Below are 12,218 nucleotides of genomic sequence, written 5' to 3' on the forward strand. Positions count from 1 at the left end.
AACTCCTGATTCACATAAATAACAAAAATATATGATAACAAACGAACACATAGAACAATTCATTGCCCAGGCGCATCGGGTAGGAGATGCCGGATTGACAATATGCAGTAGCGGCAATATCTCCTGGCGCATTGGTGACGAAGTCCTGCTTTCCGGAACAGGCTCATGGGTACCTTCTCTGCCTAAAGAAAAAGTAGCTGTCTGCCGCCTTTCTACAGGAGAAGTACTGAATGGAGTGAAACCCTCTATGGAAAGCGGTTTCCATCTGGGAGTGCTTCGTGAGCGTCCTGATGTGAATGTAGTTCTGCATTTCCAGTCACACTATGCCACGGCTGTGGCGTGTATGAAGAATCGTCCTACGAACTTCAACGTAACAGCGGAGATTCCCTGCCATGTGGGAAGTGAGATTCCGGTAGTTCCTTATTATCGTCCGGGATCGAAAGAATTGGCCCAGGGAGTGATTGATGCTCTGAAAGATCATAATTCCGTCCTCTTGCTGAAACATGGGCAGGTGGTGTGTGGTAAGGACTTCGACCAGGCTTTTGAACGCGCTATGTTCTTTGAAATGGCATGCCGCATCATGATCCAGTCCGGAGGAGACTACACAGTACTTACTCCTGAAGAAATCGATGATCTTGAAACATACATTTTAGGAAAGAAGACTAAATGATGAATACCTATCTGGCAGTCGATTTTGGAGGTGGAAGCGGTCGTGTTATGGCCGGTTCCATCTGCCAGGGTACGCTGAAACTGGAAGAGGTGTACCGCTTTCCAAACCGCCAGGTGCGGATGGGAAATCATGTGTACTGGGATTTTCTGGCTCTGTTTGATGAGATGAAGAACGGACTCCGGCAAGCGGTGCGCAAGGGATATCCTGTCAGGAGCATTGGCATTGATACCTGGGGCGTGGACTTTGGATTGATAGACCGTAACGGTAATTTGCTGGGAAATCCTGTGTGTTATCGTGATCCCCGAACGGATGGTTTGCCGGAAGAGTTTTTCGGTGACAACCTTGTTCGGCATTATTCCGAAGCCGGCATACAAGTGATGTCCATCAATACACTTTTCCAGCTTTACAGCATGAAGAAAAGCGGTGATACGCAATTGGAAGTTGCAGACCGTCTTCTGTTTATGCCCGATCTTTTCAGTTACTTCCTCACAGGGGTGGCAAATAATGAATACTGCATTGCATCCACCTCCGAACTGCTTGATGCACGTAGCCGGACTTGGAATCAGCCACTCATCCATCGCTTGGGAGTACCTGCACATCTCTTCGGAGACATTGTGATGCCCGGTACGGTACGTGGCAAACTGAAACGGGAGATTGCAGAAGAAATTGGTCTGACGGATGAAGTGGATGTCATAGCTGTCGGTTCGCACGATACGGCAAGCGCTGTTTATGCGATTCCTTCGACACAGGTGGATAAATCCCGTTGTGCTTTCCTCAGTTCCGGTACGTGGTCTCTGCTGGGTGTTGAAGTGGATGAGCCTATTCTCACGGAAGAAGCTTGCCGCGCCGGTTTTACCAATGAGGGCGGGGTAGGCGGTAAGATTCGTTTTCTTCAGAATATCACCGGGCTTTGGATCTTGCAACGTCTTATAGCACAATGGAAAGAAAGAGGAGAGCGATGTGGGTACGATTTCTTACTTTCTGCCGCCGAATCTGCGGATATTCCATCCGTCATTGACGTAGATGATAAGATATTCCAGAACCCTGTGGATATGGAAGATGCCATTGCGGAGTATTGTGAAGCGCACGGGCATCCTATACCGGAAACTTACGGTGAGGTAGTGCGTTGTGTGCTCCAATCACTCGCCCTGCGCTATAAGCAAGGAATAGACCAACTGAACCGCTTGCTTCCCGCTCCGGTAGAACAGCTCAATATCATCGGTGGCGGATGCCGTAATTCACTGCTGAACCGCCTGACAGCCGAGGCTTTGGGTATTCCCGTCTATGCCGGACCTGTAGAGGCAACCGCTATCGGTAATATCCTGGTGCAAGCCATTGCCAAAGGAGAGATCGGCAGCCGTGAAGAAATCAAAGAATTTATTTAATAACTTAGCCGGAACGCAGATAAACACTGCTTTGCGTAGATAATTATCGTATCACTTTTTAATCTGCTAAAATCTGTGTTTATTTGCGTTTCAATATTGATTTACTATGGACACATCAATCAAACGTTATCCTGCCAAAGAGCATCACCAGCCAGTGGAGCGTATCTGCCGGACACTGGAACTCCGTGACGATCCGCAGTTGATAGCCGAATACCGCCGCCGGCATAGCCAAGGGGATATCTGGCCCGAAATACCTGCCGGTATCCGTGAAGCCGGTATTCTGGAAATGGAAATATATCTTTTGGACACCCGCCTGTTTATGATAGTCGAAGTGCCTGTAGGGTTTGACTGGGATGCAGCTATGGAGCGCCTCGCTTCCTTGCCCCGACAACAGGAATGGGAAGACTATATGGCCATCTTCCAGCTTGTGAAACCCGGTTCTACCGCTGCCGAGAAATGGCAGCCGATGGAGCGTATTTTCCACCTTTATGACTAATCCCAGCCAAAGAAATAACTACCATGAAGAACAACACTAAGAAAAACAGCATTATCAGTAAAGACGGAGTAAGCTACCTCATTCCGTTCATTCTTATCACCAGTTGCTTTGCCTTGTGGGGCTTTGCCAACGATATCACGAATCCGATGGTGAAAGCCTTTTCCAAGATTTTCCGTATGAGTGTTACCGACGGGGCACTGGTGCAGGTGGCTTTCTATGGCGGATATTTTGCCATGGCATTCCCCGCAGCTATTTTTATCCGTCGCTTTTCATATAAAGCAGGGGTACTGCTGGGACTGGGATTGTATGCTATCGGTGCATTCCTGTTCTATCCCGCCATGCTGACGGGCAATTACTATCCCTTCCTTATAGCCTACTTTATACTGACATGCGGACTCTCGTTTCTGGAGACCAGTTGTAATCCCTATATCCTTTCTATGGGCGATGAAGCTACATCCACCCGCCGCCTGAACCTTGCACAGTCTTTCAATCCGATGGGCTCGTTATTAGGTATGTACGTGGCGATGAACTTTATCCAGAATCGCTTGAACCCGATGGATACGATGGAGCGTAGCCAGCTTTCGGATACAGAATTTGCTGCGGTACGTGATTCGGACCTGATGGTACTGATTGCGCCTTATCTGATTATCGGGCTTGTCATTTTGGCTATGCTGATTGTGATCCGTATGGTGAAGATGCCGAAGAATGGCGACCAGTCTCATAACATCAACTTCCTGCCTACATTGAAACGTATATTCGGTATACACCATTACCGCGAAGGAGTGATCGCACAGTTCTTCTATGTAGGTGCGCAGATTATGTGCTGGACATTTATCATTCAATATGGTACGCGCTATTTCATGTCGGAAGGGATGGAAGAGAAAGCCGCGGAAGTGCTTTCACAGCAATATAACATTGTGGCTATGATTATTTTCTGTGCCAGCCGTTTCATCTGTACGTTTATCCTGAGATATCTCAGTCCGGGACTGTTGCTGAAAGTACTGGCTATTGTGGCTTGTGTGTTTACGGCCGGGGTGATTGGTTTCCAGAATATCTGGGGAATGTATTGTCTCGTAGGGGTATCAGCCTGTATGTCTCTGATGTTCCCCACGATTTACGGTATAGCTTTACAGGGATTGGGCGATGATGCCAAGTTCGGTGCCGCAGGATTGATTATGGCGATTCTGGGAGGTTCGGTATTGCCGCCGCTTCAGGCAAGCATCATAGACTGTGGTACATTGCTGGGCATGCCTGCCGTGAACCTGTCGTTCATCCTTCCGTTCATCTGCTTCGTGGTAATTGTGATTTACGGGCACCGGTCGTATGGCAGGGAGAAAAGAAATGCCTCCATCCCGGAATAAAGACGATTTCCGCTTTGCCGCTCTGAAAATTTATTTACCTTTGCAGGGTAAAGATTAATAGCCCTGCTCTCCCAATCCGTCAGCATAGCCTGATGGAAACGGAGAGCGGGGCTTTTTTTATTCACCTATTAATTCTTAAATGTTATGGCAGAAGAAATTAAGTATCAAATCAACGGCCAGCTGGCGGAGAACACCGTGACGGTTGACAACAAGGAGGACATGATTCTCGTTCCCGTCAGTATCGGTACTGCCGACGAGGCGCGCATCATTGCCGAAATGAAAGCTGAGGACTCAGGGCTTCGCGAAGAGACCATCCAGCATGTGCACGACCTGGAGAAACGCATCGTGAAGCGCATGCTGATGAGCGGAATGAATGTAAACAACGGGCTGTACTATGCCTCGGCCAGTTTCCGTGGCGTCATCGAAGGTTCGCAGTGGAATCCGGACAAGAATTCTATCGTGGTGAACTTCAACGTAGGAGCCGACCTGCGCGAGGCCATCAAGAAGACTACGGTTAACATCATCGGCGGGAAGAGCAGCGCCATGTACATCGGTGGTGTGGCGGACACTTCCACCCGCGCGCAGGATGCTTCGGCCACTGCCGGGCGTGCCTTCAGCCTTACGGGCAGCAAGATCAAGGTAGCGGGCCCGGACGAGGCGGTGGGCATTACGCTGACCGATTCCAAAAACGTGGTCACCAAGATCACGGAGGATTTATTTGTGGTGAACAATCCATCAAAGGTGACTTTCATCATTCCCGCCGACCTGGCGAATGGAACGTATGTGCTGAAACTGACCACGCAGTTCTCCGGTTCGGGGGCTCTACTGAAAACACCGCGCAGCGTGGAGAAGACGATTTACATCGGCACAGCTCCTTCGGGCGGAGGTAGCCAAGGTGGTGGCGGTGGCCTGGACGAAAATCCTTTGGGATAAGAACACTGTATCAATAATGTAGCATGTAGCCTTCCCGCATCGTAGTGTGCAGGAAGGCTATTCTATGCAGGGTGTCCGCATAAGCCTATGCAGAGTGTCCGCATAAGTCTATGCAGGGTGTCCGCATAAGCCTATGCAGAGTGTCCGCATAAGTCTATGCAGGGTGTCTGCATAAGTCTATGCAGGGTGTCTGCATAGTGGCGCGGATAAATCGGCTTCCCATCATCCGTTATTTTCAGTTATTCTTTTGATATTCCGCCGGCGTCATCCCCGTCATCCTTTTAAAGAACTTCGAGAAGAATGACGGATTGGGGAATCCCAATTCATCCGAGATTTGGAATACCAACAAATCACTGTGTTTCAGCAGCACTTTGGCTTCAAGAATAATTGCTTGGTTAATCCACTGCATTACCGTCTGCCCGCTTACTTCACGAATAACCGTACTCAGATAATGAGGAGTCAGGCACAGTTTGTCTGCATAGAAACCGATGGTACGTTCACGTTTACTGTGTTCATTAACTAACCCGATGAAGCGGCGGAATACTTCTTCCTGACGTGAGAGCTGCAATGGGGCGGACTCTTCGTTCTTTGCATGTATATACCTTATATTATAGAGTAATGCTATAATCAAGTGTTGTACCACTTCCCGGCGGAATGGCACTTTGTGCACGGTATCCCATAACATTGAAAAGAAAGCGTCGATTTGCTTTAATTCTTCCTCTGTGGGCGAAATGAAAATGCCATGCTTTGTGTACGAATCCGTCAGAGCGCCTCCTTGTACGATGGGCAGAAAGTTATTATCGGGAACAATGACCTGAAAGTCATAATCCTTACTGATTTCCACAATTTCTATCAGTGAATTGCATGGGCTGATAATAATCATTGGGTCCTTTACCTTATATTCTATCAGATTGATGGAGATCCGTGCTTCGCCTTTCAGTATCCGGATGATTCGGCTTTCTCTGGTGCGGTATGGCCTCCCTGTACTAAAGAGGATGCTATCCATTTGGGCAAAGCTGATGACAATGCCGAGATCACGGTTGATAAAACGGAAACTGTTATTGTTTACAATGTTTTGATTACTCAGCAGCTCGCCAAGTCCAAGCTCCATGGGCTTACTTTTTTCCATATCCTTTTCCTCCTTTAACTTATCTATATCTGTGGCAAAGATAAGAAAACACAGGGATTTCTTATCTTTTTATACTGATGATCGGATAAATAGAACATCATTGCACACAAATAGAATGTATCCATATACTTTTAAGCTCTATCTTTGCGTCCTATAAAGAAATAAACAAGAAATGTATATGGAAATGAAACGAACTATTCTCTCTTTTTCTTTTGTTCTTGCGGCAATGCTGGCACATGCGCAGCTCACGCTGGAGGGATGCCAACACTCGGCACAGACCAATTATCCGCTGGTACGGCAATACGGTCTGATAGAGAAAGCCCGGGAGTATAACCTGGAGAATGCCGGAAAAGGTTATCTGCCACAATTCACCCTTTCGGGAAAAGCAACCTATCAGAGTGATGTCACAAAGCTGCCGGTGGACGTTCCGGGAATCGATATAAAAAGTATGCCCAAAGATCAGTATCAGGTGATGCTTGAAGTGTCGCAGAACATCTGGGACGGTGGAGATATCCGTTCCAAAAAGCAACTGACCCGGGCTACTTCGGAGATAGACCGCGGGAAGCAGGAAGTGGATATGTATGCGCTGAATGATCGTGTGAATCAGCTATACTTCGGTATCCTGTTGCTGGACGAACAGTTAAGGCAGAATCAGCTTTTGCAGGAAGACTTGGGACGCACTCATCAGCAAGTATCCAACTATATGGCAAATGGCATTGCCAATCAGAGTGATCTGGATGCCGTAAGCGTGGAGATATTGAACACGAAGCAGAAACGCATTGAACTGGAATCTTCGCGACAGGCCTATCTGACTATGCTCTCTATCTTTATAGGAAAAGAAATTGCTTCCGGAACCACATTGGAGAAGCCTGCCGATGCTTTTGAATCCACTTCATTGGTGAACAACCGTCCGGAACTTCGCTGGTTCGATGCCCAAGGCGGGCAATTGAACGTACAGGAATCTTCATTAAAGACGCGCTTCCGTCCCCGCTTCGGGCTGTTCGTGCAGGGAGCTTACGGAAATCCGGGATTGAATATGTTGAAAGATGATTTCTCCGCATACTATGTAGCGGGCGTCCGTATGTCGTGGAACTTCGGTAGCCTGTACACGTTGCGCAATGATCGCAGGCTGATAGATAACAACCGCCGTAAGCTGGAGACCAGCCGCGATGTGTTCCTGTTCAATACCAACTTGCAATCTACCGGGCAGAGCTCGGCCATTCAGTCCATGCGCCGGCAGATGGTGGATGATGATGAGATTATCCGTTTGCGTGTCAACATTCGCAAGGCCGCCGAGGCTAAAGTGGAGAACGGTACGCTGACCGTAACTGATATGCTTCGTGAAATTACAGCCGAGAATCTGGCGCGCCAAACCAAGGCTTTGCATGAGGTGCAGTTACTGATGAACATCTGGAACCTGAAATATACATTGAATAATTAAAGGCATAAAAATATAGATCATTATGAAATCAAGGAATTTACTGGGACTTTGTTCCCTATTGGCCCTCTTTTCCGCTTGTGGAAACGGTGCCCCGAAATATGATGCAACAGGAACGTTTGAGACTACGGAAGTGCTTGTATCTGCCGAAGCGTCGGGCCGCCTGCTTTATTTCGATATCGAAGAAGGAATGTTGCTGAAGGCCGGTGAAGAAATCGGCGTAGTGGATACCGTACAGCTCTACCTGAAGAAGCTGCAACTGGAGGCAAGCATTAAATCCGTCGAAGAACAGCGTCCTGATATCCTGAAACAGGTAGCAGCCACCAAAGAACAAATATCTGCCGCCGGGCGCGAACGGAACCGTGTAGCGAACTTACTAAAAGTAGGTGCGGCAAACCAGAAACAACTGGATGATGCGGAAGATCAGCTTGAAGTGCTCCGCAAGCAACTTGTTGCGCAAAACTCTACCTTGTCCAACAGTCACCAAAGCCTGACGTGGCAAAGTTCATCTGTCGGTATTCAAGTGGCACAGGTGGAAGACCAGTTGAAGAAGTGCCACATCACCTCTCCGATAACCGGCACTGTACTGGCAAAGTACGCCGAAGCGGGAGAACTGACAGCTATGGGCACTCCGCTTTTCAAAGTGGCCGATACGGAACAGATGTACCTTCGTGCTTACATCACCTCCGAACAACTGTCGCAGGTAAAGCTGGGACAGAAAGTAACCGTCTTCTCCGATTACGGCACCGATGAGCACAAGCAGTATCCGGGCGTAGTAACCTGGATTTCGGATACCTCGGAATTTACCCCGAAGACTATCCTGACTAAGAATGAACGTGCCAACCTGGTGTATGCCGTGAAGATTGCCGTGCACAATGACGGACTGTTGAAGATAGGCATGTACGGGGGAGTGGAGTTTAATAAGTGATAAAGTGACAGGTGATAAAGTGATGAGTTTATGGAACATGCGGTTGTTATAGATAACGTTACCAAGAAATATGGGGCGGTGGAGGCGTTGAAGGGTGTTTCCTTGACGGTTCCTTCCGGAGAGTTGTTCGGCATTATCGGGCCTGACGGGGCGGGGAAGACTTCTCTTTTCCGTATCCTCACCACCTTGCTGCTTCCCGATAGTGGAAATGCTTCGGTGTGCGGTCTGGATATAGCGAAGGATTATAAAGAAATCCGTCGTCGCGTAGGCTATATGCCGGGACGCTTCTCCCTCTATCAGGACTTGACGGTAGAAGAAAACTTGAACTTCTTTGCTACTGTTTTCCATACTACCATTGAGGAGAATTATGAATTGGTGAAAGATATCTACCAGCAGATAGAGCCTTTCCGAAAACGCCGTGCCGGAGCTTTGTCCGGAGGTATGAAGCAGAAACTGGCGTTGAGTTGTGCGCTTATCCATAAACCGGATGTGCTTTTCCTCGACGAGCCGACAACAGGGGTAGATCCTGTTTCCCGCAAGGAGTTTTGGGGAATGCTTCGTCGGTTGAAGGAACAGGGCATCACCATCATAGCCTCTACGCCTATTATTGATGAGGCACGCCAATGTGACCGCATTGCTTTTATCAATGAGGGTCAGATATATGGAATAGATACTCCGGAACGTATTCTGAATCAGTTCGCAAGCATTCTCTGTCCGCCAGGGCTGGAACACGGCAAGGTGGAACAGAAAGATGAGTATGTCATCGAAGTGGATAAGCTCACCAAACGTTTCGGCTATTTCACGGCAGTGGATCATATCTCTTTCAAAGTCCATCGTGGCGAGATATTCGGCTTCCTGGGCGCCAACGGTGCCGGAAAGACTACTGCCATGCGCATGCTTACCGGATTGAGCCATCCCACAGGAGGCACGGCCCGCGTAGCCGGTTTTGATGTTGCCACCCGGACGGAGGATGTGAAAAAGAATATCGGCTATATGAGCCAGAAGTTTTCTCTTTACGAAGACCTGAAAGTGTGGGAGAATATCCGGCTGTTTGCTGGGATTTACGGCATGGCAGAAGATGAAATAGCCCGCAAGACCGATGAACTTCTGGAACGCATCGGGCTGAGTGCCGAACGTGATACGCTGGTAAAAAGTCTGCCGCTGGGCTGGAAACAGAAACTTGCTTTCTCCGTTTCCATCTTTCACGAGCCGAAGATCGTCTTTCTGGATGAGCCGACGGGTGGGGTAGATCCTGCCACCCGTCGCCAGTTCTGGGAGCTTATTTATCAGGCTGCCGACCGGGGGATCACTGTCTTTGTCACCACTCACTTTATGGATGAGGCCGAGTATTGCGACCGTATCTCTATCATGGTGGATGGCGTGATCCGTGCCCTCGATACGCCCGATGAATTGAAACGGCAATTTAAGGTTGCTACAATGGATGATGTTTTCCAGCAATTGGCACGGGAGGCGGTGCGTACTTAGCTACAAGTTACGAGCTACAAGCTACAAGTACCTTTCGGAATATAGCGTAGCCACTTGTAGCTCGTAACTTGTAGCTTATAACTTGTAACTTTCAAAACATAGCGCAGCTACTTGTAGCTCGTAGCTTGTAACTCGTAACTTAATTAACAATGAAACAATTTATAGCTTTTGTCCGAAAGGAATTCTTCCATATCTTCCGCGACAGGCGAACCATGCTGATATTGCTGGGTATGCCTGTGGTGCAGATTATCCTTTTCGGCTTTGCCATAACCACGGAAGTGAAGAACATCCGTGTCGCCATTCTCGACCCGTCGAACGATGTTGTCACCCGGCGCATTATCGACCGTCTGGATGCGAGTGAATATTTCTCCGTCACCACGAATCTGAATACTCCGGACGAGGTTGAGAAGTCTTTCAGACGGGGCGACATTGACCTGGCAGTCATCTTCAGCGAGCAATTTGCGAATCACGTTTATACCGGAGATGCTTGTGTACAATTGGTGGCCGATGCTACCGACCCCAATACGGCAACCACACAGACCGGTTATGCCGCCAACATCATATCCTCTGCCGGACGCGAAATGCTTCCGGCGGGAATGCAGGTTTCCACTATTGTTCCCGAAGTGAAGCTGCTTTATAATCCGCAGATGAAGAGCGCCTACAACTTTGTGCCGGGTGTGATGGGACTGATCCTGATGTTGATTTGTGCCATGATGACTTCCATATCCATTGTTCGGGAGAAGGAGACGGGAACGATGGAGATACTGTTGGTTTCTCCGGTGAAGCCGCTATTCATTATTCTTGCCAAGGCAGTTCCTTACTTTGTGCTTTCGTTTGTCAACCTGACAACGATTTTGCTGCTCTCGGTCTATGTGCTCGATGTTCCCGTGGCGGGTAGCTTGTTCTGGCTGATTGTGGTATCACTGCTCTTTATCTTCGTTTCCTTAGCTCTGGGCTTGCTGATATCCTCGGTGACGCGGACGCAGGTTGCTGCCATGCTTGCATCGGGATTGATACTGATGATGCCTACCATGTTGCTCTCCGGTATGATATTCCCCATAGAGAGCATGCCCTTGCTGCTTCAAGGCATTTCGGCCGTACTTCCTGCCCGCTGGTATATTCAGGCTGTGCGGAAGCTGATGATCGAAGGAGTGGACATCTCACTGGTATTGACGGAAGTCAGTATTCTTGCTGTAATGGCGGTTACGCTGATTACGATTAGTTTCAAGAAGTTTAAGAACCGATTAGAATAGGAGAGTGGTGGTATGATAAAGTTTCTGATAGAAAAAGAATTCAAGCAGTTGCTCCGTAACTCATTCCTGCCGAAGATGATTCTTATCTTTCCCTGCATGATTATGATACTGATGCCCTGGGCGGCAAATCTGGAGATAAAGAACATTAACCTGAACATTGTGGATAATGACCACAGCGTCCTTTCGCGCCGCCTTGTGGATAAGATCGGCGCATCCACCTATTTCCGTACAACGGCCCTTCCTGATACTTACAATGAAGGGTTGCGCTCCATCGAAATCGGTTCGGCGGATATTATCCTGGAGATTCCCCGCGATTTTGAAAAGAACTGGGTGACGGGCAAAAGCCCCCGCCTGCTGGTTGCCGTCAATGCGGTGAACGGTACAAAGGGAGGATTGGGCGGCTCGTACCTGTCTTCCATCATTAATGACTATATCCGTGAGTTGCAATCGGAATCACCGGCAAGGGCAATGTCTGCCGGGATGGGATTGCCCCGGATCGGTATTTCAACGCAGAATCTGTATAACCCGAACCTGAATTACAAGCTCTTTATGGTTCCGGCATTGATGGTGATGTTGCTGACAATGATTTGCGGTTTTCTTCCGGCACTCAATGTGGTAGGCGAGAAAGAGGTGGGCACTATCGAGCAGATTAATGTAACGCCTGTCTCCAAACTGACGTTTATTCTTGCCAAGCTGATACCTTATTGGCTGATAGGTTTCATTGTGCTTACGATATGTTTCTTTCTGGCATGGTTGCTCTATGGTATTCTGCCTGTGGGGCATTTCGTGACGATATACCTTTTTGCAGTGGTCTTCCTGTTTGTAGTCTCCGGATTCGGTCTGGTGATTTCCAATCATTCCGCTACGTTGCAGCAGGCCATGTTCGTCATGTGGTTCTTTATGCTGATACTGATGCTGATGAGCGGCTTGTTCACTCCCGTACACAGTATGCCGGAGTGGGCACAACTAATTGCCGCACTCAATCCGCTGAAATACTTTGTAGAGGTGATGCGTACCATTTACCTGCGGGGTGGTGGCATTGTGGAGTTACTTCCACAGTTGGGAGCATTGACGGCCTTTGCGGTGTTCTTTAATCTGTGGGCGGTGAGGAGTTATAGAAAGAATAATTGATGTACCTTT

11 protein-coding genes are annotated in these 12,218 nt (G+C 48.5%); 10 read left to right on the plus strand and 1 reads right to left on the minus strand.

From position 1 onward, the window contains the following. The first annotated feature begins 31 nt into the window (after positions 1 to 31). From K6V21_RS18550 to K6V21_RS18570, 5 genes are all read left to right on the plus strand, one after another. Positions 32 to 670 carry a class II aldolase/adducin family protein gene (locus tag K6V21_RS18550; protein ID WP_007214317.1) on the plus strand — a complete coding sequence of 213 codons (639 nt, stop codon included), beginning with the start codon at positions 32 to 34 and terminating at the stop codon, positions 668 to 670. Then, positions 670 to 2,055 (plus strand): rhamnulokinase, encoded by a 1,386-nt coding sequence (locus tag K6V21_RS18555; RefSeq protein WP_217713222.1) that lies wholly within the window; start codon positions 670 to 672, stop codon positions 2,053 to 2,055. The genes K6V21_RS18550 and K6V21_RS18555 overlap by 1 nt, the downstream gene beginning before the upstream one ends. Before the next feature lie 106 nt (positions 2,056 to 2,161). Then, positions 2,162 to 2,551 carry an L-rhamnose mutarotase gene (locus K6V21_RS18560; RefSeq protein ID WP_224319498.1) on the plus strand — a complete coding sequence of 130 codons (390 nt, stop codon included), beginning with the start codon at positions 2,162 to 2,164 and terminating at the stop codon, positions 2,549 to 2,551. 23 nt (positions 2,552 to 2,574) lie between these two features. After that, complete coding sequence (gene fucP, locus K6V21_RS18565; RefSeq protein WP_224319499.1) at positions 2,575 to 3,912, plus strand: L-fucose:H+ symporter permease; 1,338 nt, start codon at positions 2,575 to 2,577, stop codon at positions 3,910 to 3,912. A 156-nt stretch (positions 3,913 to 4,068) separates the two neighbouring features. Then, positions 4,069 to 4,845 carry a DUF4469 domain-containing protein gene (locus tag K6V21_RS18570; protein ID WP_408912898.1) on the plus strand — a complete coding sequence of 259 codons (777 nt, stop codon included), beginning with the start codon at positions 4,069 to 4,071 and terminating at the stop codon, positions 4,843 to 4,845. A 235-nt stretch (positions 4,846 to 5,080) separates the two neighbouring features. Here the strand turns inward: K6V21_RS18570 and K6V21_RS18575 are convergent, their stop codons facing one another. Further along, positions 5,081 to 5,974, minus strand: a complete 894-nt coding sequence (locus K6V21_RS18575; protein WP_224319501.1) for a helix-turn-helix domain-containing protein — start codon at positions 5,972 to 5,974, stop codon at positions 5,081 to 5,083. A gap of 178 nt (positions 5,975 to 6,152) precedes the next feature. On the opposite strand from K6V21_RS18575, the gene K6V21_RS18580 reads away from it, so the two are divergent. The 5 genes from K6V21_RS18580 to K6V21_RS18600 all read left to right on the plus strand — a co-directional run bounded on the left by K6V21_RS18580 (position 6,153) and on the right by K6V21_RS18600 (position 12,209). Continuing rightward, on the plus strand, positions 6,153 to 7,415 hold the full coding sequence (locus K6V21_RS18580) for a TolC family protein (protein WP_224319502.1): 1,263 nt from the start codon (positions 6,153 to 6,155) through the stop codon (positions 7,413 to 7,415). A gap of 22 nt (positions 7,416 to 7,437) precedes the next feature. After that, the gene (locus K6V21_RS18585) at positions 7,438 to 8,340 is read left to right on the plus strand and encodes an HlyD family secretion protein (RefSeq protein ID WP_224319503.1); all 903 of its coding nucleotides are present in this window, start codon (positions 7,438 to 7,440) and stop codon (positions 8,338 to 8,340) included. A gap of 30 nt (positions 8,341 to 8,370) precedes the next feature. After that, complete coding sequence (locus tag K6V21_RS18590; RefSeq protein ID WP_224319504.1) at positions 8,371 to 9,825, plus strand: ATP-binding cassette domain-containing protein; 1,455 nt, start codon at positions 8,371 to 8,373, stop codon at positions 9,823 to 9,825. A 149-nt stretch (positions 9,826 to 9,974) separates the two neighbouring features. Beyond that, a complete protein-coding gene (locus tag K6V21_RS18595) occupies positions 9,975 to 11,078 on the plus strand; it encodes an ABC transporter permease (protein WP_217713148.1) in 1,104 nt (367 codons plus the stop codon). Between the two features lie 12 nt (positions 11,079 to 11,090). Beyond that, entirely contained in the window at positions 11,091 to 12,209 is a 1,119-nt protein-coding gene (locus tag K6V21_RS18600; protein ID WP_224319505.1) for an ABC transporter permease, read from the plus strand. Positions 12,210 to 12,218 lie beyond the last annotated feature (9 nt).

The organism is Bacteroides cellulosilyticus (assembly GCF_020091405.1).
GTDB lineage: Bacteria > Bacteroidota > Bacteroidia > Bacteroidales > Bacteroidaceae > Bacteroides.

What these genes read in the sequence shown, in the direction of transcription:
- K6V21_RS18550 (WP_007214317.1), top strand. Translation starts at nt 32, where the DNA reads ATGATAACAAACGAACACATAGAACAATTCATTGCCCAGGCGCATCGG.
- K6V21_RS18555 (WP_217713222.1), top strand. Translation starts at nt 670, where the DNA reads ATGAATACCTATCTGGCAGTCGATTTTGGAGGTGGAAGCGGTCGTGTT.
- K6V21_RS18560 (WP_224319498.1), top strand. Translation starts at nt 2,162, where the DNA reads ATGGACACATCAATCAAACGTTATCCTGCCAAAGAGCATCACCAGCCA.
- fucP (WP_224319499.1), top strand. Translation starts at nt 2,575, where the DNA reads ATGAAGAACAACACTAAGAAAAACAGCATTATCAGTAAAGACGGAGTA.
- K6V21_RS18575 (WP_224319501.1), bottom strand. Translation starts at nt 5,974, where the DNA reads ATGGAAAAAAGTAAGCCCATGGAGCTTGGACTTGGCGAGCTGCTGAGT.
- K6V21_RS18580 (WP_224319502.1), top strand. Translation starts at nt 6,153, where the DNA reads ATGGAAATGAAACGAACTATTCTCTCTTTTTCTTTTGTTCTTGCGGCA.
- K6V21_RS18585 (WP_224319503.1), top strand. Translation starts at nt 7,438, where the DNA reads ATGAAATCAAGGAATTTACTGGGACTTTGTTCCCTATTGGCCCTCTTT.
- K6V21_RS18590 (WP_224319504.1), top strand. Translation starts at nt 8,371, where the DNA reads ATGGAACATGCGGTTGTTATAGATAACGTTACCAAGAAATATGGGGCG.
- K6V21_RS18595 (WP_217713148.1), top strand. Translation starts at nt 9,975, where the DNA reads ATGAAACAATTTATAGCTTTTGTCCGAAAGGAATTCTTCCATATCTTC.
- K6V21_RS18600 (WP_224319505.1), top strand. Translation starts at nt 11,091, where the DNA reads ATGATAAAGTTTCTGATAGAAAAAGAATTCAAGCAGTTGCTCCGTAAC.